The sequence below is a fragment of the Companilactobacillus sp. FL22-1 genome (assembly GCF_043951805.1).
Classification (GTDB): Bacteria; Bacillota; Bacilli; order Lactobacillales; family Lactobacillaceae; genus Companilactobacillus.
In genome coordinates, this window is sequence record NZ_JBINJY010000006.1 from 153,932 (window position 1) to 175,347 (window position 21,416).

At 36.5% G+C, this 21,416-nt stretch carries 22 protein-coding genes; 11 read left to right on the forward strand and 11 right to left on the reverse strand.

All coding sequences use genetic code 11. The features are described 5' to 3' along the window. Positions 1 to 47: 47 nt before the first annotated feature. Together ACG72T_RS06615 and ACG72T_RS06620 are read right to left on the reverse strand one after the other, a co-directional pair. Positions 48 to 1,841 carry an FtsX-like permease family protein gene (locus ACG72T_RS06615; protein WP_395265385.1) on the reverse strand — a complete coding sequence of 598 codons (1,794 nt, stop codon included), beginning with the start codon at positions 1,839 to 1,841 and terminating at the stop codon, positions 48 to 50. A 10-nt stretch (positions 1,842 to 1,851) separates the two neighbouring features. Continuing rightward, positions 1,852 to 2,604 (reverse strand): ABC transporter ATP-binding protein, encoded by a 753-nt coding sequence (locus tag ACG72T_RS06620; protein WP_395265386.1) that lies wholly within the window; start codon positions 2,602 to 2,604, stop codon positions 1,852 to 1,854. Positions 2,605 to 2,792: 188 nt separating this feature from the next. Between ACG72T_RS06620 and ACG72T_RS06625 the strand changes: the two genes are divergently transcribed. Continuing rightward, a complete protein-coding gene (locus ACG72T_RS06625) occupies positions 2,793 to 3,728 on the forward strand; it encodes a bifunctional oligoribonuclease/PAP phosphatase NrnA (protein ID WP_395265387.1) in 936 nt (311 codons plus the stop codon). A 161-nt stretch (positions 3,729 to 3,889) separates the two neighbouring features. On the opposite strand, the gene ACG72T_RS06630 is transcribed toward ACG72T_RS06625, so the two are convergent. The 9 genes from ACG72T_RS06630 to ACG72T_RS06670 all read right to left on the reverse strand — a co-directional run bounded on the left by ACG72T_RS06630 (position 3,890) and on the right by ACG72T_RS06670 (position 9,492). After that, the gene (locus ACG72T_RS06630) at positions 3,890 to 4,105 is read right to left on the reverse strand and encodes a hypothetical protein (RefSeq protein WP_395265388.1); all 216 of its coding nucleotides are present in this window, start codon (positions 4,103 to 4,105) and stop codon (positions 3,890 to 3,892) included. Between the two features lie 19 nt (positions 4,106 to 4,124). Then, positions 4,125 to 4,322: a hypothetical protein gene (locus tag ACG72T_RS06635; protein WP_395265389.1), complete on the reverse strand. Its 198-nt coding sequence runs from the start codon at positions 4,320 to 4,322 to the stop codon at positions 4,125 to 4,127. A 439-nt stretch (positions 4,323 to 4,761) separates the two neighbouring features. Next, on the reverse strand, positions 4,762 to 5,541 hold the full coding sequence (locus ACG72T_RS06640) for a hypothetical protein (protein ID WP_395265390.1): 780 nt from the start codon (positions 5,539 to 5,541) through the stop codon (positions 4,762 to 4,764). A gap of 33 nt (positions 5,542 to 5,574) precedes the next feature. Then, the gene (locus ACG72T_RS06645) at positions 5,575 to 6,360 is read right to left on the reverse strand and encodes a hypothetical protein (protein ID WP_395265391.1); all 786 of its coding nucleotides are present in this window, start codon (positions 6,358 to 6,360) and stop codon (positions 5,575 to 5,577) included. Beyond that, positions 6,353 to 7,066: an ATP-binding cassette domain-containing protein gene (locus tag ACG72T_RS06650; protein ID WP_395265392.1), complete on the reverse strand. Its 714-nt coding sequence runs from the start codon at positions 7,064 to 7,066 to the stop codon at positions 6,353 to 6,355. Before ACG72T_RS06650 ends, ACG72T_RS06645 begins: the two co-directional genes overlap by 8 nt. A gap of 15 nt (positions 7,067 to 7,081) precedes the next feature. Next, positions 7,082 to 7,834: a hypothetical protein gene (locus ACG72T_RS06655; RefSeq protein WP_395265393.1), complete on the reverse strand. Its 753-nt coding sequence runs from the start codon at positions 7,832 to 7,834 to the stop codon at positions 7,082 to 7,084. After that, positions 7,827 to 8,567 carry an ATP-binding cassette domain-containing protein gene (locus ACG72T_RS06660; protein ID WP_395265394.1) on the reverse strand — a complete coding sequence of 247 codons (741 nt, stop codon included), beginning with the start codon at positions 8,565 to 8,567 and terminating at the stop codon, positions 7,827 to 7,829. The genes ACG72T_RS06655 and ACG72T_RS06660 overlap by 8 nt, the downstream gene beginning before the upstream one ends. Beyond that, on the reverse strand, positions 8,560 to 8,937 hold the full coding sequence (locus tag ACG72T_RS06665) for a GntR family transcriptional regulator (protein ID WP_395265396.1): 378 nt from the start codon (positions 8,935 to 8,937) through the stop codon (positions 8,560 to 8,562). Before ACG72T_RS06665 ends, ACG72T_RS06660 begins: the two co-directional genes overlap by 8 nt. A 204-nt stretch (positions 8,938 to 9,141) precedes the next feature. Beyond that, the gene (locus ACG72T_RS06670) at positions 9,142 to 9,492 is read right to left on the reverse strand and encodes a hypothetical protein (RefSeq protein WP_395265397.1); all 351 of its coding nucleotides are present in this window, start codon (positions 9,490 to 9,492) and stop codon (positions 9,142 to 9,144) included. Positions 9,493 to 9,626: 134 nt separating this feature from the next. On the opposite strand from ACG72T_RS06670, the gene ACG72T_RS06675 reads away from it, so the two are divergent. The 10 genes from ACG72T_RS06675 (at position 9,627) to ACG72T_RS06720 (ending at position 21,366) form a co-directional block, all read left to right on the forward strand. Beyond that, on the forward strand, positions 9,627 to 9,833 hold the full coding sequence (locus tag ACG72T_RS06675; RefSeq protein WP_395265398.1) for a hypothetical protein: 207 nt from the start codon (positions 9,627 to 9,629) through the stop codon (positions 9,831 to 9,833). Between the two features lie 317 nt (positions 9,834 to 10,150). Continuing rightward, positions 10,151 to 11,446, forward strand: coding sequence for a GTPase HflX (gene hflX / locus ACG72T_RS06680; RefSeq protein ID WP_395265399.1), 1,296 nt, complete (start codon positions 10,151 to 10,153; stop codon positions 11,444 to 11,446). Positions 11,447 to 11,671: 225 nt separating this feature from the next. Then, complete coding sequence (locus ACG72T_RS06685) at positions 11,672 to 13,309, forward strand: peptide ABC transporter substrate-binding protein (RefSeq protein ID WP_395265400.1); 1,638 nt, start codon at positions 11,672 to 11,674, stop codon at positions 13,307 to 13,309. A gap of 23 nt (positions 13,310 to 13,332) precedes the next feature. Beyond that, positions 13,333 to 14,265 carry an oligopeptide ABC transporter permease gene (gene opp3b, locus ACG72T_RS06690; RefSeq protein ID WP_395265401.1) on the forward strand — a complete coding sequence of 311 codons (933 nt, stop codon included), beginning with the start codon at positions 13,333 to 13,335 and terminating at the stop codon, positions 14,263 to 14,265. Beyond that, complete coding sequence (locus tag ACG72T_RS06695) at positions 14,265 to 15,290, forward strand: ABC transporter permease (RefSeq protein WP_395265402.1); 1,026 nt, start codon at positions 14,265 to 14,267, stop codon at positions 15,288 to 15,290. The genes opp3b and ACG72T_RS06695 overlap by 1 nt, the downstream gene beginning before the upstream one ends. A 16-nt stretch (positions 15,291 to 15,306) precedes the next feature. Beyond that, positions 15,307 to 16,359, forward strand: a complete 1,053-nt coding sequence (locus ACG72T_RS06700) for an ABC transporter ATP-binding protein (RefSeq protein ID WP_395265403.1) — start codon at positions 15,307 to 15,309, stop codon at positions 16,357 to 16,359. Further along, entirely contained in the window at positions 16,352 to 17,278 is a 927-nt protein-coding gene (locus ACG72T_RS06705) for an ABC transporter ATP-binding protein (protein WP_395265404.1), read from the forward strand. The genes ACG72T_RS06700 and ACG72T_RS06705 overlap by 8 nt, the downstream gene beginning before the upstream one ends. Positions 17,279 to 18,178: 900 nt before the next feature. After that, entirely contained in the window at positions 18,179 to 18,691 is a 513-nt protein-coding gene (locus tag ACG72T_RS06710) for a YagU family protein (protein ID WP_395265433.1), read from the forward strand. A gap of 9 nt (positions 18,692 to 18,700) precedes the next feature. After that, a complete protein-coding gene (locus ACG72T_RS06715; protein ID WP_395265405.1) occupies positions 18,701 to 20,026 on the forward strand; it encodes an MFS transporter in 1,326 nt (441 codons plus the stop codon). 2 nt (positions 20,027 to 20,028) lie between these two features. Further along, on the forward strand, positions 20,029 to 21,366 hold the full coding sequence (locus ACG72T_RS06720; RefSeq protein WP_395265406.1) for a replication-associated recombination protein A: 1,338 nt from the start codon (positions 20,029 to 20,031) through the stop codon (positions 21,364 to 21,366). The last annotated feature ends 50 nt before the right edge of the window (positions 21,367 to 21,416 follow it).

Consider the following 21,416-nt stretch of genomic DNA (forward strand, 5'->3'; position numbering starts at 1 on the left):
CAAACAAAAAAGCCAGATTATTAGAAACAATCTGACATAATTTAATCTTAATTTTTAAGGACGATTTTTTTGTATAAGTATCTAGTAACGAAGTAATAAATCAAATACAATACGATGAAAATCATGAATGGAATCTCAATATGACTGTATGGTTGGTAAAGGATCTTACTAAATAGCTGTAAACCAACCAGTACATGAATCAAACCTAGAATTGCAGGAACAGAGAACAAAACGGCAATTTCCTTATTGATTGTTTGACGAAGCATCTTTTGACGAGTACCAACTTTATAAAGCATGTTATAACGCTTAACGTCACCACTAGCTCCAGACAAAATCTTAAACATCAAGCAACTAGCAAGCATAGCTAGAAAGGCAATTCCCAAGAATAAGCCCATAAATTCTAATCCAGAGAAGAAACCATTGATCATTGTATAAGAACTGTACTTATCGCCACCGGCGGTCTTTAATTCAGGATAACGTTGATTTTCAGCTTTTGAAATTGCTTTGATCTGATTCAAGTTACCCTTAAATGAATTCGTCTTAACTAAGACTGTCTTAGTCTCTGGCGATTTGATTGCTGCATACTCTTGATCACTCAATAATTTAGTATTTTTAGTTCTTTGTGCTGGCAACCTTGTATTCATCAACGCAAAATTTGCATTGTCATTTTTACTAGGATCACTTGAAGTGGCGTGCTTTGAGACCATTGTCTCAGTATTGATTTTGGAATAACCCAATGGTTGTTTCTTGAATTCACTGGCTTGATAATAGACATTTTTAGCGTCTGTTTTGTAGGTATAAACATTCTCTTTGTCAATTTGTAAACCACGGATGCGTTTCTGCTGTGCAGCATCCGGATTGGTAACTTGGACATCATAGTAGCTTTGTCCATTTACCACATTGTCAATTTGATTGTTGAAACCTAAGCCGACCGTTATAGCGCCTAAAGCTAAGGCAAACATAATCGAAACCATTGAGAGAATCTTGGTGTAGTCATTGATTCGAAAACTCAATTGTGAAAGTGTAAAATTATTCAAACCTTTTTGAGAATACTTAATATTACGTTTCAAAGCGACGATGACGAATGTTACAAGTGAATTGATCGTAAAGTAAGTTCCACCAACAATGGTGATTAAAGCCAAGGGAATACCTAAATAAATAAAACCTGGCTGTTGACCAACAAAATACATGGTTAAATATCCCACAGCCAAGAGAATGAGTCCTAAAACTGCTTGAACAGCTTTTACAACGCCGTTACGTTTGATTTTTACTGGTTGGCTATCACGATTCAATAAAGTTAATACTTTACTGCGACGTAATGAGATTGCATTTCTGATAGCGGAAAAGGCAAAAATAATCACGAAGAAAGCCAATGTCCAAAGAAAAGCTGGTAAATAAAAACTATCGAAGTGCTTGATCTGCATGTCCAATGCACTGATCAGCCATTTACCAACGAATCCGGTCAAGAAAATTCCAATGGCTGACCCGATCAAAGTAGCAATGGCGCCAATTGATAAAGTTTCAATGAAAATCATTTGCGAAATCTTACTACTTTTAGCACCTAACATCATGAACATCCCGTACTCTTTTTGGCGCATACTCAAGAGAAAGGTATTGGCATAATTGATGTAAACGATCGTGATGATTGCCAACAAGACGATTCCAAAACCAAAAATAAAGACTGTTGCACTGGCTGGTGAATTAGATTTTAAGAAAGATTGATTCGTGGCTAGTGCCATGAACATATAAAATATCGCTGCCGCAATCATCAGTCCTGAAAAAAGCACACTGTAATCACGCGCCCGATGCTTGATACCGTTTAAAGCTAATTTGTTTAACATGTTTACCCCCCTATTCTGCAAATGTTCCGAGTGAATCTAGGATTTCTTGATAATATTCAGCTCGATTGCGTTTTTCCTTTTTCAATTCCTGGCCGATTTCACCATCTTTGATAAAGAGGATTCGGTCACAGAAACTTGCTGAAAACGGATCATGAGTCACCAGTAAAATTGATACATTATCTTCACGATTGATTTTCGTTAACGTATCTAACAGAGCTCTAGCACTCTTGGAATCTAAGGCACCAGTAGGTTCATCACCAAAGACGATTGAAGGATTGTGTACTAAAGCACGAGCGGCCGCAACACGTTGTTTTTGTCCACCTGACAATTCAGTTGGATAATGATTCAAGATTTCCGTAAGACCAAGTTTTTCAGCAATACTCATTACTGCTGGTTTAATCTCCTTGGTAGCTTTATTCTGCAAAGCTAATGGCAATGCGATATTTTCATAAGCTGTTAAATTTTCCAATAAATTAAAGTCTTGAAAAATGAAGCCAATTTTATTAGCCCGAAAGTCGGCCATTTGATTGTTATTTAATTTAGTTATGTCTTGACCAGCAATTTCTACTTGGCCACTAGTGGGTGTGTCTAATGTAGACAAAATATTCAGTAAAGTAGTTTTACCCGAACCTGAGGCACCCATGATTCCAACAAATTCCCCAGGTTTTACTTCAAAATTAACATCAGATAAGGCTTTAAATTGTTTCTCGCCCACTTTTCCGTATATTTTTTCAATATTTTGTACATCGACTATTTTTTGCATGTTTACTTCCCTCCATTTGATATATCTATCATAAAGGGTATGGGGTGATGAGTCGTGGGTTTTCTCTTACATCTACTTACAGTTTTGTAAGTTCAGCTTACGATGAGTGTTGAGTAATCTAATGGGTAAAATAACCAGTATTGATGATAGAATATAACTAAATTGATAAACGCTGAGGAGTACTTTCTATGATTGCTGATATTTTAAAAAGTATCGAAGAATACGACAAAATTATTATTGTGAGACATCAAAACCCTGACCCTGATGCGATCGGGTCCCAAGTTGGTCTCAAATTGATGCTCCAAGAAGCCTATCCTAATAAGGAAGTTTATGCGACGGGAATTGACTTACCCGTATTAGATTGGATCGGGTCCATGGACCAAGTTTCTCAAGAAGTTTATCAAGATGCACTGGTCATTGCTGTTGACACTGCTAATGCTAAAAGAATCGATAATGCTGGCGAATATCGGCTGGCTGACAAGATAATTAAGATTGATCATCACCCAGATGTCGATTCGTTTGGCGATATTAATTGGGTCGAAGATAGAATTTCTAGTTGTTCCGAAATGATTTACGATTTGACAGTTCAACTAGAACCGCTCAACTTGTCTCAAGAAAGTGCCTTTAAACTATATGCAGGTATCGTTGGCGATACTAATCGCTTCTTATATGGCGAGACTAGTTACCAAACTTTACAAGTAGCAACCAATCTTGCTAAAACAGGTATCGACATTTCCCAAATTGCTCTGCACGAAGATGAGATGTCCGAACGTTTAGCACGCTTGGAAGCTTATATACTAAACAACTTCAAACTAACCGAGTCTGGATTTGGCTATATTATTATCCGTAAGCCTGATTTAGAAGGCTTTCACTTACAAGACGGTGAGATTGACAATGCTGTTCCCTTGATTGGTCGCATCAATAAGGTCAACAATTGGATCGTCGTTAGTGAAAAAGTAACTGATCATTTCCGTGTCAACTTGCGTTCTAAAAAAATGCCTATTAACCAAATTGCCGAAAAATTCGGCGGCGGTGGTCATCCTCTGGCCAGTGGCGTTTATGTCGGCAGTATGGAACAAGTTTATGAATTGATTGAAGACATGGACAATTTAAATAAAATCTAACTGAACCAAGGCACAACGTCTGCTTAATGCAAATAGAGCGACAACTCAAAATTGAGTTGTCGCTCTATTTGCATTAATACTGGGAAGCCAAGCATATTTGCTTCACTCTTGTATTTTTCTTCCATATTAAATTTTCTCTGAATTATACCGTTATATAACGGTCACTTAATCAAAAAAGCTCCGACAACTAAACAAATAATTCCAATGATCAGTGACATATAAACCCCCATGAAAACATAAGGCTGTGGATTTTTGACATTCTTTTTAATATTAAAATACATTTTTCGACCAACATATATTTGATAGATCCCCATCAAAATAACAACGATTCCAATCATCTCAATACCCACGTAATCATCCCACTTTTCTTTTATCATAAGACATTTTACCAAAGGATCAAATCCATTTGAAAATAATGTCTAAACCAATAAAAACTAATATCAGACCAAAGCTCGAACCAAACAATAAAATAAAGGCTGTAAAACGAGGATAAAATCTTTTCGATTCGTGCCTAACTTGCCGAATGGCTTTAATGGTTAGAGCAATTTGCGTAAATCCAAAAATAAGTGCTAATAATGCAAGTGTGTCAGACATAGAGATCCCTTCTTTCAGGTATACCAATCTCCTTCATCATAATATTTATTGTCATATAATGAGAGTCTCAATGATTGACAAGACGTCAACAATTACGCTACAAAAAAAAGGATCTTAGTTCACGATGTCTAGTCGGAACTAAAATCCTTAGGAAAAGTATTTTGAAAAATTAAATATTGAATTGATCAACATTACTGTACCGATAACGACCATGAAAAAAGAAAAAATGCCGTTGATCGTACAGACATTATTCCACGGGAAAACTGTTAGAAAGGAGATGCAAAAGATCCCTATCCAAAAGTATTTTCCTTTGTAAAAATCGTTATTGAACCTCACGTTGAACCCTTCTTTACTATTTTATTAGTATCGATAATACTCCAAAAAATTATTTATATGCCAATTTAATCATAAACGTACATTTTCTTATCATGAACGTAATCTAACGACTAGTTTCGAAATAATTCTGTAATAAATGTAAACTTCCGATAATCGAAAGTCCGATACCGGCTAAATCAAAAAAACAAACTTTAAAGAATGTTTGGGCCACAAGTCCTCGGTAATCATCTAAATCAATTAGAGACATCCTCGTTAAAGTTACAAAGATAATGCCCATACTCAACCCCAAAATTAGGAAGTTCATAATCACAAAAGTTAATTTGCGTTTATTTGTTGAGAGAAAATTACTGAGGTAATCGACCAAAAGGTGAATCAAGGTGCCGCAAGTCCAAATCAAGATGATTCCCAGCACCGTAATGACACCGTCTTTAACAAGTAGTTTCAACTCATTACTATTCCATATAATGAAATGTAAAAAAATATCACTCTTCATTTGTGTATATGAAGCGAGGATAAAGATACCAGTCGCTGAAATCACTAGATAGCAATATGCCAAACTAGTCGTTACCAAATTGATGAAATACAGTTTCATTTCAGATAAGGGAATCAGGCGATATCGATCATTCGAAAAAACTTGCTCGTTACTTCTGATCAACAACAAAACGCCAATCAGATAAACCACGCAGGCACTAAAGATCAAGACACCCTCACTGTAATTGAGCAAAATAGATAATCCGGCTTTTCCTTGTTTCGCACCATTTAACTTTAAAACTCCAATAAAAATTAAAACTAAAACCTCTAGGAGATCGAAAAGTAAGATCATATTCATTAATTTGAACTTACTCCACATTAAATCCTTTGTTACACCCAGAACGCTACTCATAATCAAACCATCCCATAGTTATTTTTGTAGTGTTTAACGAATTGTTTCGGTCCATCTCTTCAAGAGATAAATATTCAATAATGTAAATACGGCAATCCAGACGAACGTGATACCGCAGCTGATCCACAAGACATTATTTAATTGATTCAAATTAGTGATCCCTTGCGTACTTATATGCGTAATTAAGAATTTAATCACCTTACCGGTCGTGAAGTTGAAGATTATCAAACCGATACATGTTACGACGAAGTAAAGAATAAAAGTAACGAATTTTTGCCGACCAAAAGGTAAGAAACCACTGATCCAACCGATCAAGAAGTGAATAACTGTGATACCAGTCCACATCAGAATAGCTCCTAAAATCATCAAGATGAAGATTAAGACCATGGAAGCAATTTCGGAATGTCCAACGACAGAACTGATCGAAATATCACTCCAGTTGCCACCAGCCATGAACATAACTATATTGCCCAAAATACCTTCAATGATTTGTAAATAAATATAGGCTAGTAAGGTAGTTAGAACATTGCCGAAATATAATTTTGTGTCAGACACTGGTATCAAACGGTAATTGTTGCTTGTGAAAACTTGTTCGTTACGCCGTGACAACATTACAAAACCAACTAAACTAGCTAATACAGTTTCAAAAGTAAAAAAAGCGACAAAATAACTTGGCATAAGGCTGCCGTCAAAGCCTCCCGTGATCAATCTCCATAAATACATGACCACAAAAGCAATCAATTGAATGATGACGACCCAGTTCATCGTCTTCCACTTATCATAGATTAGATTCTTACTCAAATTGATATAATCACTCATTAGTAACACCACCTTCATAAACCTGTTCATAATACTCTTCAACACCTAAGTGATACTTCTCTTGAATGTTTTCAACGGAACTGACTTGATAAATAGTTTCGTCTTTGATAATGATGACATCGTCTAACAAACTAGCGATTTCTGTCACATAATGATCACTGATAATAATTGTTGAATTGTCACTCTTCCAACGAATAATACTGCTGATGATTTTCTTACGAGACATGCTGTCGATTCCACTCAAAGGTTCATCTAACAAGTAGAGCATTGTTTCACGTGAAAGTGCCAAGGCGATAACCAATTTTCCACGCGTACCAGTTGAGAGAGCTGATAGACGCTTAGTCTCATCTAAGCCTAAGAAGTCAGAAATTTGTGCGTATTTCTCTTTTGAAAAATCATGGTAGACATTCTCATAAAATCTTAAGATCTCGCTGATTTTAGTGTTCTTACCAAAACCGCCTAATTGGTCGCTTAAACTGACGTTTTGTTTAATATCAGCTTTTTTCACCTGACCGCCAACCGTTATAACACCTTCAGGTACAGAATTAACTCCAGCTATCAAACGCATCAAAGTTGTTTTACCAGCGCCATTCTCACCAAGTAGCCCAATGATCTTGCCACTGTTGATCGATAAATTGACATCCGTCAGAATTACTTTGTTATTCTTTTTATATTTTAAATTTTTGATTTTTAATATTTCAGTCATGAATCTACTCCTCTCTTAAATAGTTGTTTCAGATTTTTTATTTAATAAATAAAGATTGATGGCACTGAAAATGACGATCCAGATTACCATCATGCCCATACCGGAATACATCACGTGACTGACCGCCGCGAAGCTGCTGTTCATATCATTGATCCCCATAAGGCGAAGCACATTTCCGGTAATGAAATTGAACGGTATCATAAACGCCCACACGATAACGATTGCCACGATAACTTTACTGATGGTTTGACTTCTGAACGGCAAGAAATCATTGACCCAATTGATTAATAAATGTAACGCCGTTACGCCAGTCCAAACGACAATAATGCCGAGAATAAAAGCTATCAATACTTCGAATTTGAAGAAATACTGTTGAATTGAATTAAAGTCATTGATCATCATTTGGTCGTAGTGATTAGGAAAAATCCAATAAGCCATTAAGTAAATAACGATCTCACCAAGTGTGAAATATAATAACGACACAAAAGCTGTCAATAAGCTACTACCATAAAGGACGCCATCGCTAACGGGAATCAAGCGGTATTTATCATTAGTAATTATTTTTTCATTCATTACTGCCGTTATAGCAACCATCACCACAGTAAACATTACAATATTTCCGGTAAAACTAGTCGTTCCCATCCTTGTAGAAAAGTGTGACCACAATTGAGTAGCTACTAGAATCAAGATTTGAATCCCGAAAAGCTTCGTCACAAAAGTGAATCTATCTTTGAATAATCCTTTACTGATTCGGCCTAAACTACTCATCGTGAAGACTCCCTTCGTAAACTTTTTCGTAGTAATCTTCGATTCCTAAATGATACTTAGTTTGAATATCCTCAACCAAACTGACTTCATAGATCGTTTGGTCTTTGATAATAACTACTTCATCCAGCAAACTAGCAATTTCATTCACGTAATGTGAACTGATAATAATCGTTGAATCGTCAGGTTTCCATTGAATAATACTTTTGATGATCTTCTTCCGAGTCATAATATCGATTCCATTCAAAGGTTCATCCAATAGATATAACGGTACTTGTCGAGCCAAAGTCAAAGCAATGACTAATTTTTCACGACTACCAGTCGACATCCTAGCGACCTTAGTATCACTATCGATTCCCAAATACTTAGCCATCGCTTGATACTTCTCTAAAAAGAAATCTGGGTAGACATCCAAATAAAACTTCACGATGTTTTTAACTTTGATGCTATTCTCACTATTTAAAGCTCCTCTAGATTTAGTGAAACTGTCTAAAGAATAAGTCATGCTGACACAGGACTTGATAGCGGCTTTACTCTCGATTCCTGAAACCACGATTTTACCCGCCGTCTTTGCGTTTACTCCAGCTATCAAACGCATAAGTGTTGTTTTACCCGCTCCATTAGCCCCAAGTAAACCAACGATTTTTCCGTTATCCAAGTTAAGATTTACATTATTCAAAATTAACTTATTATTCTTTTTGTATTTCAATTCGCTAATTTCTAGAATCTTACTCATGACCATCCTCCCGTTGTTTTACATAGTTACTGAAACTATTCATGATTTCTTTATCATTCATATTTAATGAATGCAATTTGTCATAAGTTGCATCAAACATTTCATTTACGATATTTTCTTTCAATTTTTGCACGATTGTCACGTCCTCAGTCACGAAGTTACCCTTACCTCTTTGGGGAATGATCACTGATTCGTCAGTCATCTCCTTAAGCGATTTTTGAACGGTATTAGAATTGGCAGAAAACTGCACTGCCAACTGTCTCACTGAAGGCAGTTGGGACCCCAATTCATACTCATTGCTAATAATCTTGCGATACAAGATATCCTTGATTTGGAGGTAAATCGGTATGTTATCTATATACTCCATCATTTCACCTTCTCACTGTTCTAGTACACTAATACAGTAAAACAGATAAATAAAAAAAGCAATCAATTTTGATTGTTTTTTAAAATAAAATATAAGTCGCCACTTTCAAAAATCAGCGACAAATCTAAGGAATTTAAGAATATCATTCAAGTGGCACTTTAAATGTATCGTTATAACGCTTAAAAAAATCAAAAAAAGATGCTTCTCTTATAATTTCAGAGAAGCATCTTTTTTGCCAAGGATATCTATCAAAGAATAAGCTGTTTCAAAACTGGTCGTTCTTTGTTTTATTTGTAAGATCTGATCCCACAAGCAACCAGTATAATCATTAAAAAATAATTTGTCGGTTGCTCTAGCTTGATTGATTTTTCCAATAATCCAGTCGATCTTCTGATCGAACAATGAACCACGATATTGTTTTTCCGAGAGTTCTTGGACAGATAGCTTGATGAATTGCCCTATTTCTTGATTAATTGATGATTCATTGACTTGGTCGCTAAATGATTCATCGAATTTGATCAATATAGAAAGCAATAATTTTTGTTTAGAATATTCCATTTGTCTACTCACCCGTATATTAATATAACTGATTTTTAAAATAATAGATACGCTTGCGGGCAACATTTTTGAAATACTCCAAAGGTGTATAATAATGCGTATACATTTTAACAATTCTGGAGATTAATATAATTATGAATAAACTTTTCTACAAGACAATCAATTTCTGGTATGGCGTAGCTATGCTAGTCGTTGGTATTATATTTATCATGCATTCAACCAAATCAACTTGGATTTTGATCGATGCCATTTTTATCATCGCAGCGATTGTCTTCTTTTTACTCAGCCTTTTCCGTAAACCTAAGCCTAAAAAAGAAGAAGACCAAACACCGCTACGATAAATTCTTCCAAAAATATTTGAATCATTTTTCACCGCCTCATCTTGAGCCGTTTGATCGATCAACTCCATTAACGCTTGTGTTTTCGTTCGTTAGTTTTATTTTAAAAATATCCTGAATTGAAATTTTTAGTTCCTAAAAAATCTAAGAAATCGTTTTCTACCTATTATATGGTGTTTAATATGCTTCCATGGTATTATTTATACAGTTTATCGAAAGGATGGTATTCGTATCATGCGCTTAAAGATTAATATCATTGCATACAAATAATAAATAGGCATTTTTTATCCCCGGGGTAATGAGTGCCACCAGGAGGATATATGACAGATTCAAAATTAACTTATGAAAAAACACGTGTTATCATCGCTGGAGTTAGCCATCTACAGCCTGACTTCGAATACACGATGCAAGAATTAGCTGCTCTAGTTGAGGCTAACAATATGGAGGTGGCTGATACAGTCATCCAAAATGCCAACAGTGTCAGTGGTGCAACTTACTTTGGTTCTGGTAAGGTTACTGAAATCAAAGAAATTGCCAATGCGGACGATGTTCAAATTATCGTTTTAAATGACGAATTGACACCTTCACAAATCAGAAACTTGGAAAAAGAAACTAAATTGAGTTTCATGGATCGAACTGAATTGATCCTACAGGTCTTCTCTAATCGGGCCCAAACTAAACAAGCTAAATTACAAGTTGAAATCGCTAAATTACAATATCAGCTACCAAGAATTCACCCCTCTGGTAATCCACTGGATCAACAGTCAGCATCGGGTGGCTTAGCTAACCGTGGTGCTGGTGAATCAAAACTGGAATTGGATCGTCGAGTTATTAGAAAACGGATTACTGCATTACGTAACGAGCTTAAAACGGTCGATAAAACAATTGATGTTCAAAGTCGACGTCGGACGAACACTTCTCTACCGCTAGTTTCATTAGTCGGTTATACCAATGCTGGTAAATCAACGACAATGAACGGTATCTTGAACTTTAATAAAGAAGATTCTGACGATCGTAAAGTTTTTGAAAAAAACATGCTCTTCGCCACGCTTGATACGAGTGTTCGCAGAATCGATCTAGCCGACAACACTAGTTTCTTACTATCAGATACAGTTGGTTTCGTCAGTAAATTGCCTCACAACTTAGTCGAATCATTTAAGACTACCTTGCAAGAAGCCCAAAATGCCGACGTCTTGATTCAAGTTATCGACGTTTCTGATGAACATTGGCGTAACATGATCGAAGTTACTGAAAAGACTTTAAAGGAAGTTGGAGTTGTTGATAAGCCGATGATTTATGCTTTCAACAAAGCCGATCTAAAGCCGGGACAACAATTTCCAGTTATCGAAGGCGATAATATTTATTATTCAGCCATCGATAAAGAATCAATCGAAAAATTGGTAGATTTGATCAAGTTAAAAGTTTTCAACCACTATAAAATGACGCAACTACTAGTACCGTACAGCGACCAGAAAGTTGCCGAACAAATTCTCAAAAACTCACAAGTTGTCAAAAAAGAGTTTACGAATGAAGGTTCCTTGATCACTGCTAATTTAAGTCCTGTAGAATTAGAAAAATTTAATAATTATATTCAAACAAAATTGGAACATAATTAATTCAGTACCTATCTTTGAGGTTAAAAACCCCTAAAACCAATATCTTGGCTAAATTTAAAAATGAAACGAAAGTTGACTTTATTACGTCAGCTTTCGTTTTTTTTTTGCATTTTATTACGGAATGTATTATTATTTGTTAAACATTAGAATTTTTTTAATTAAGGGTATTCACTTTTAATATTCATTAGTGTATTCTAAGAATAATTATTTTAGGGAGGTTAACTGATGAAATTCAAGAAGAAGTATTTACTGGCATTGTTACCGCTATTTCTATTTGTTTTAGTTTTAAGTGGGTGTGGTTCCAGTACTGAAAAGGATAGTAAAGATACTTTATCTATCAGTTCCAGTGATGTTATCGCAACAATGGATTCATCAATGAACACTGATGTTATCGGTGCTCAAAATTTAACAAATACTATGGAAGGTCTTTACCGCTATGATGGTAAAAAACTAGAACCTGCTATAGCTAAAGAAGTCGTTAAGCCAACAAACAATGGTAAAACTTATACTTTCCATTTAAGACATACTAAATGGTCAAATGGTAAGCCCGTTACAGCTAATGATTTCGTTTATGCCTGGCGTAGAACTGTTGATCCTAAAACAGCTTCACAATACGCTTATATCTATACTGGTATCAAAAACGCTGACGCAATCAATGCTGGTAAGAAGCCTGTAAATACTTTGGGTATCAAAGCTTTGGATGATTACACACTTGAAGTTACTTTGGAAGATGCCATCCCTTACTTCAACACATTGATGGCTAGTTCAACATTTTATCCTCAATATAAACCAGCAGTACAAAAGGCTGGCAAGCAATATGGTTTAAAGAGTGCTGGAATGGTCTTCAATGGACCTTTCAAACTTGTTAACTGGACTGTCTCTAATAACATTTGGACTGAAGTTAAGAATAATTCTTACTGGAATGCCAAGGCTGTTAAATTAAAGAAAGTTAAGTACTATGTCGTAAAGGATGCCAATACTGGACTTAACCTTTATGATACTAATAGAATCAACCGTCTTGAAAAACTTGGTGGCGACACAGCTCGTCAAGTTTCAAACTACAAGACTTTCTCATTGGATAAGCAAACTGGTAATTTCTACCTCGAACTTAACCAAAAGAAATACAAGTTCTTCCAAAATGCCAAAATCAGACAAGCAATTTCTATGGCTATCGATCGTGAACAGTTGACTAACAACGTTCTTGGTAAAACTGGTGGTATTGAACATACTTTAGTACCTGTTGGTATGTCCTTCAACCCAACGACTAAGACCGACTTTACGAAAGAAAAGATTTTACAATCTTCAAATAAGTACACTGAATACAATCCAACCGAAGCTAAGAAGCTCTGGGAAGAAGGTATTAAAGAAACTGGTCAAAAGAATCTCAGTTTTACCATATTAGGTGATGATACTGATAATGCCAAGAAACAAAATGAGTTTATCCAAGGTCAACTTGAAAAGAACCTTCCTGGCTTAAAGATCACCCTATCAAACGTTCCATTTAAGTCACGTCTTGATAAATCTTCATCAGGTCAATTCGATATCGTTGTTACTGGTTGGAATGCTGATTATCCAGACCCTGTTACCTTCTTGGATATCTTCACAACATCTAATCCACAAAACAATGGTAAGTACTCTAACAAGGATTACGACGCTTTGATCGATAAATCAAAGACAACTGATGCTACTGATGAAGATGCCAGATGGCAAGATCTCCTACAAGCAACGAAGATCTTAACTGACGACCAAGGAGCTATTCCTTTGTATCAGTCATATCAAGCTAACTTAACAAGATCAAATATCCATAATTACCGTATTACTCCAAATGGTAGTTATAACTTAGTTACTGTTTACAAAAAATAATCATAGGTGAGGGAGATTAAATAATGACTAAATATATTCTCAAAAGAATACTTTACTTATTTTTGACCCTTTTCATAATTGCTTCGATCACATTCTTCTTAATGAAGATGCTTCCTGGTACTCCGTTCTCTAATCAGAACCGTATGTCACCAGATCAATTGAAGATCATTAAAGCACAATATGGATTGGATCAATCAGTCGGTGTTCAATACGTCCGTTATATGGTCGGTTTATTACATGGTAACTTGGGGACTTCATTCCAATTCAACAATGAACCTGTTACTGCATTAATCGGTCAAAGACTTGCTCCATCAATGCAAATTGGTGCTCAAGCTATGATCTTAGGTACTATCCTTGGTATTTTGCTTGGAGCTGTTGCAGCTATCAAGAAAAATACTTGGGCTGATACCTTAGCAACATTTATTTCAATTTTAGGACTTTCAATTCCATCTTTCGTTTTAGCTGTTTTACTACAGTTCTATCTAGCCTACAAATGGAAGATCTACCCAGTTGCTCTTTGGGATAACTTCCAATCAAGTATCCTACCAACATTGGCTCTGACCGCTTTACCATTAGGTACTGTCGCCCGGTTTATGAGAACCGAAATGGTCGATGTTATGAGTAGTGACTATATTGAATTAGCCAAATCCAAAGGTAATTCAAATTGGAAAGTTGTTTCAAAACATGCGCTTCGTAACTCATTGATCCCGGTTGTTACTATCATTGGTCCAATGGCCGTTTCTGTTATGACTGGTTCCATGGTTGTTGAGAATATCTTCTCTATCCCTGGTATCGGTGAACAATTCGTTAAGTCCATTACAACAAATGACTACCCTACAATCATGGGTCTTACAATCTTCTATTCATTCTTATTAATCATAGTTTACTTGATCGTCGATATCCTTTATGGATTGATTGATCCAAGAATTAGACTAGGAAACGGAGGTAAAGAATAATGGAACAAACTCCTCAAATTCCGAAGGAAAAATTTAGATTAGTTCATGATGAAAATAATGCTGAACAAGAAAAGATCAGCACGCCTTCATTAACTTACATGCAAGATGTTCGTCGCCGTTTATTTAAGAACAAAGTTGCGGTCGTTTGTTTGACACTACTTTCAATCATCGTTTTAATCTCTGTCTTTGCCCCTGTAATTGCTCCACATGATCCTAATGCTCAACAAGTTACTCTATCTAATCTCCCTCCTAAACTAGGTAATTTGAATATCCCTGGTTTTAACGGTTACCAAAACATGGGTGGTCATATGGTCGATGCTTATAAACAAGCCGGTGCCCCAAAAGGAACTTCCTTTATTTTAGGAACCGACTACCTTGGCCGTGACCTACTTTCAAGAATCATTTATGGTACAAGACTTTCATTGATCGTTGCCGTCTTAGCTACTTTAGTTGACCTTCTGATCGGGGTACCTTATGGTATCGTTTCTGGTTGGAAAGGCGGCAGAACTGATACATTCATGCAACGTATCGTTGAAATCGTTTCTTCAATCCCTAACTTGATCGTTGTTATTTTGATGATGATCGTTCTAAAACCAGGTCTAACATCAATTGTTATCGCGATTGCTATTACTGGTTGGGTTACCATGGCTCGTCTGGTCCGTGCGCAGACCTTCCAGTTAAAAGAACAGGAATATATTTTAGCCGCTAGAACCTTGGGTGAACCATCCATGAAGATTGCTACTAAACATTTGATTCCTAACCTATCTTCAACCATTATTATTCAAACAATGTTTACAATTCCGAATGCCATTTTCTTCGAAGCTTTCTTAAGTTTCATTGGTATTGGTATTCCAGCACCAAACGCATCATTAGGTACACTTTTATCAGATGGTCAAAAAGCCTTCAGATTCCTACCATATCAAATGTGGGCTCCGGCTATCATCTTGAGTATTATCATGATTGCCACTAACCTACTTGGTGATGGTCTACGTGATGCCTTTGACCCACAATCATCTGATCATTAACTAAGGAGAAATCGAAATGGATAAAATTCTAGAAGTAAAAGATTTACATGTCGACTTTGATACCTATAATGGTACCGTCCATGCTATCCGTGGTGTTAACTTCCATTTAAATGCCGGTGAAACCTTAGCTATTGTTGGTGAATCTGGTTCTGGTAAGTCCATCACAGTACGTTCAATCTTACAATTATTAGCTTCAAACGCCACTATCTCTAAAGGTGAAGTCCTTTATCATGGTGACGACCTCTTACAAAAGAGCGATAAGGAAATGGACAAGATCCGTGGAAACAAAATCTCCATGATCTTCCAAGATCCAATGACTTCGCTTGATCCCACAATGACTATTGGAAAACAAGTTGCTGAACCTCTATTGATTCACAACAATGTTTCCAAAAAGGATGCCCTACAAAGAGCTGAAGAAGTGCTTCGTTTAGTAGGTATTCCTAATCCTAAAGCCAGAATGAATGACTACCCTCACCAATTCTCTGGTGGACAACGTCAACGTATCGTTATCGCAATTGCTATCGTCGATTATCCAGAAATTCTGATCGCCGACGAACCAACAACTGCTTTGGACGTTACTGTTCAAGCTCAAATCATTGATCTATTAAAAGAATTGCAACAAAAAATCGGTACATCAATTATCTTTATCACCCATGATTTAGGTGTCGTAGCAGGTATTGCTGATCGGGTAGCCGTTATGTATGCCGGTCGTTTCGTTGAATACGGATCAGTCGATGATATCTTCTACAATCCGCAACATCCTTATACTTGGGGCTTGCTTGATTCAATGCCTACTTTGGACACTAACGAATCAGCTCGCTTGAACTCCATTCCTGGTACACCACCAAACTTGTTGGACCCACCAAAGGGTGATGCTTTTGCACCAAGAAATGCTTATGCTATGGAAATCGATGAAGAAGAACAACCACCTTTCTTCAAAGTTTCCAAGAATCACTACGCTGCTACTTGGCTGTTACATCCAAATGCACCGAAAGTAACGCCACCAGCAGGTATCCTCAAACGTTATGAAAAATTTACAAAGTTAGGAGGCAATGTCAATAATGGCTGATGAACGCGAAGTTATCGTATCCGTAAAAAACCTAAAACAATATTTCAACATTGGTAAACCTAACGAAGTTAAAGCTGTCGATGACGTTTCCTTCGATATCTACAAAGGTGAAACTTTTGGATTAGTTGGTGAATCTGGTTCCGGTAAAAGTACTACCGGCCGCAGTATCATTCGTCTCTACAATCCTACTGATGGTCATATCTACTTCAATGGTCAAGACATCAGTAAGATCAAGGCTCACGGTCCTAAGATGAAGGAATTCCGCCGTGAAATGCAGATGATCTTTCAAGATCCCTACGCTTCATTGAATCCAAGAATGAAAGTTAAGGATATCATTGCTGAAGGCCTTGACGTCCACGGTCTTGTCAAGAATGAAGAAGAACGTGACCAAAGAGTGCGTGAGTTACTCGACATGGTTAACTTAAACCCTGAACATATGACTCGTTACCCTTATGAATTTTCTGGTGGTCAACGTCAACGTATCGGTATTGCCAGAGCCTTAGCCGTTGATCCACAGTTTATTATTGCTGATGAACCTATCTCTGCTTTGGATGTTTCGATTCAAGCTCAAGTTGTTAACTTGATGCAAGATATTCAAAAGAAGCAAGGTTTAACTTATCTCTTTATCGCCCATGACCTTTCAATGGTTAAATACATCAGTGACCGGATCGCTGTTATGTATCGTGGTAAGATCGTTGAGTTAGCCGCTTCTGATGAAATTTACAATCATCCCTTGCATGCTTACACACAAAGCTTATTGTCAGCTATTCCCGTTCCTGATCCTGAGGTAGAAAAGAAGCGGACTAGAATTGACTTTGATCACAAGTCTCCTTTCAAGGATGACCAAAGACTTCAAGAAGTCTTACCAGGACACTTCCTCTACTGTAATGATGAAGAAGCAGCTAAATTCAAGAACTAAAATCAAAAAAATATTATTTTATCAAAAGAAAAGAGTTGGCCGTTTGGCCAACTCTTTTTGTATTTGTCTTTTTCATATTATTTTACTTCTTTCTTATTTGAGTTTGTTTGTATATCTCAGGGAGGAGATAGGTTTGAAAAATTTATAGTTTTTAAAGTTTATTTATCATTGTTTGGATAATACTTCTATAGTCAATTGAGTCACCTCTTCGTTTCTTGACTATGCTTATATAATAGCGGGTAAATATGAATATACGATTAGGAAAGTACGAAAGAAATAGTAATTAAATGTGAAGAAAAATCGATAGTTTATTTTTGCCAGCAAAAAAGCCTACTGCGGGGTAGGCTTCTTCTTAAAGATATTTATTTAGGGGGATAAATATCTAATTGTATTTAGGAAATTAACTTTATATCTTTAGGGGGGAGATATTAAAGTTTTATCTATGTGTTTATAAGGGGATTAAACTTTTAAAAAATAGAGTATTTTTATATAGGGGTTTATTTCTATTCATGTGTAAAGTGAGTTATCTAAGAAAATAATGTTATACGGGGGGCTTCAATTTCATCCGGTCACTTCTTTCAAGTAATTTCTTATATCTATTAGGGGAGGATATAATTTTTTTATTATTAAGGGGATTAATTTAATTTTTTAGGGTATTTCTATTAATTCATGTAATACAATTTGGAAATCGATTGTTCAGTCATTCGGTCACCTCTTTGTTCTTTTGTTATTTGACTATGCTTAAATAATAACGGGAAATTATGAATATACAGTTTCTAAAGTACGAATTAATTAATAACAATCTATGAAGAATCTGTGACCTCGGAGACTAATTACCTGATTAAATAATTCTTCTGGATTATACTTTAGATGAATATTTGTTAAAGAGGTGTTGTAATGATGAAATTAACTAAAGAACAAAGGGTCAACTTAAAGGCAGCTGTTATTGCTGGTACAGCCGCTGGTATCTTTTCAGGATTTGTAAAATTGGGATGGGAAAATGTTTTACCTCCTAGAACCCCAGAACGTAATGTTGTAAATCCTCCTCAAACTTTGATGGAACAAATGGGAATTCCAACAAAGATTACAAGAGGAACTTATACTTATTCAGGACATCAAATGTCTTGGGCAAGTTTTCTAATGCATTTTGGCTTCTCAACTTCTTTTGCCATAATTTATGAAGTATTATCGGAATACTCACCATTTATTCGCAAGGGTTCTGGAGCAATTTTTGGATTGGCCGTTTGGGTTGCCTTCCACATTGGAATCATGCCAATGATGAAGACCGTTCCTTCACCAAAAGATCAACCTACTGAAGAACATATTTCTGAAGCTCTCGGTCATATCGCCTGGATGTGGACTAACGATATCGTCGGCCGTGAGCTCTATCGTCGTTTGACTGCTCAAAAATAGGGGCTTTTAATGGATAGATGGAAAACCTCTCTAACTGAGCGAATCAGTTACGGACTAAGCGATGCAGCGGATAATTTAGTTTTCCAAATGATGACTACCTATCTTCTATTCTTTTATACAGATGTTTACGGATTAAGTGCCAGTGAAGTAGCAATTCTATTCGTCGTGGCTAGAACTGCTGATGTTTTTGAAAGCTTCATTATTGGTATGATGATCGATAATACCCATTCTAAATGGGGCAAAAGTAGTCCGTTCTTTCTATGGTATTCATTTCCTTACGTTATCTTCGCTGTCTTAACTTTTGTCACCCCTAACTTCCTACCACATTCTGGGAAATTAATCTGGGCCTATGTAACCTATCTTGGCCTAGGCTTCTTCTATACGTCTGTAAACCTGCCAATCACTTCGATTCTGCCAACTATGACTAACAATGAGCAAGAAACAACTCTTCTTGGTGTGATTCGTCAATTCTTTGGTAGTTCAGTACAAATTATCGTTGCCGTCTTCACTATTCCTTTAGTGAACTTCTTTGGCAAAGGCGATCAACAGAAAGGTTTCTTAGGAACAATTATTCTCTTTGGAATAATTTCATTAATTCTAATTTTGAATACATTCTTCCACGTACGTGAACGTTATACGAATAAAGAAATCAATCACCAACCATTTTCTGAAGTTGGCAAAATGTTACGTCAAAATAAACCTTGGATCGTTATTTCCATTGTTATTTTCTTGTATTGGTTAACGACCGCCATCAAGAATCAAACCACGATTTACTATTTCAAGTACATCATTCATAATGAAAACCTAGTTTCATTAGCAAATAGCTTTACTCTAACTGCTTTGATTGGAGTCGTTGCTATTTACTTTGTTTCTGCTAAATTAGGTAAAAAGAATACGATGCTACTAGGGATCGTCATGGCTTTTGTCGGACAAATAATTATCACTATAGCCACTTATACTAAAAATTTGCCAATTCTCTTCACAGGAATCTTTATCAACTGTATCGGTGGTGGCTTCATCATCGGTCTAGTTTCGATCATGATTGCAGATACGATCCGTTATGGTACCGCAATGGGTATTCAAGCTGAAGGTATTTTGGCTTCAACTGATGACTTTGGAGTTAATTTAGGTCTGGGACTCGGAGGTTTGGTCACTGCCGAATCCTTACAAATGTCAGGTTATGTAGCCGACAAGTCGCAGACTGCCACTACTATTTCCGCCATCAACTTAAATTACGCGTTAATTCCACTAGGCTTGTACGTAATTATGTTCTTAATCCTCTTAGGTTATAATGAAAAGAAGATTCAACAAGCTGTTAAAGTTAAAGAAGGTTAAATATGCAACAAGAATCTCTTTTTTCAAATCAAAATAATGACGACAATACTCCTCTAGCCAATCGGGTCCGTCCGACGACACTAGAGGATTTTGTCGGTCAACAACATCTGATTGGTGATAAAAAGGTCCTTCGTGATATCATTGACCAGGATAAAATCCCTTCACTTATTTTTTGGGGACCTCCTGGGGTTGGTAAAACTACTTTAGCGGAAATAATTGCCAACAAAACTCAAGCCAATTTTATAACTTTTAGTGCCGTTACTAGCGGTATCAATGACATCAAGAAAGTCATGAAAGAAGCGGAAATGAATCGAGAAATGGGGCAAAAAACGATTGTCTTTATCGACGAGATCCATCGGTTCAACAAAGCTCAACAAGATGCTTTTCTTCCTTTCATTGAAAAAGGTAGTATCACGCTAATTGGCGCCACCACTGAGAATCCTTCCTTTGAGATCAATGCCGCTTTATTATCCAGATGTAAGGTCTTTGTTCTCAAGTCCTTGACCACTAAAGATCTCACGCAACTTCTACAAAACACTTTAAAGAATCCTAAGGCTTTTCCCAAACTAACTGTAAATATCGACTCCGATACCTTAGAGTTGATTGCTGCTTATGCTAACGGTGATGCGCGGATAGCTTTGAACACTTTAGAAATGGCCGTGATCAACTCTAAAACGGTACAAAATACTGTGCAAGTTTCAGGAGACGACGTTAGACAATTACTCAACACTAAGTCACTCAGATACGATAAGACTGGCGAAGAGCACTACAATATTATTTCTGCCCTTCATAAATCCATGCGTAACAGCGATACAGACTCAGCTATCTATTGGACGATGCGGATGCTTGATGGCGGTGAAGATCCACTCTACATTGCCCGAAGATTAGTCCGTTTTGCCAGTGAAGATATCGGTTTAGCTGATACTAACGCTCTCAATGTCGCCATCAATACCTTCCAAGCTTGCCAATTTTTGGGAATGCCTGAATGTAACGTTCACTTAGTTGAAACTGTCATCTACCTATCCGTAGCTCCCAAATCTAATGCCGTTTATAAAGCTACCTTACGGGCTGAAAAAGACATCAAAAAGTATGGTAACTTACCCGTACCTTTACAAATTCGCAATGCGCCAACCAAATTGATGAAAAATCTCGGCTATGGTAAAGATTATCAATTGGCTCATGATTATAAAGATAAATTGACCAATATGAAAACCATCCCCGAAGAACTCAGCCAGAGTCAGTACTACTTACCTACTGACCAAGGAAAAGAAAAGTTTTTCAAACAGCGCTTAGCAGCGATTCGGCAATGGCATCAACAACACGATCAAGATCCAAATTAAAAATGGAACTAAACGGTTACTGAATCAAATCAGTAACAATTTAGCTCCAT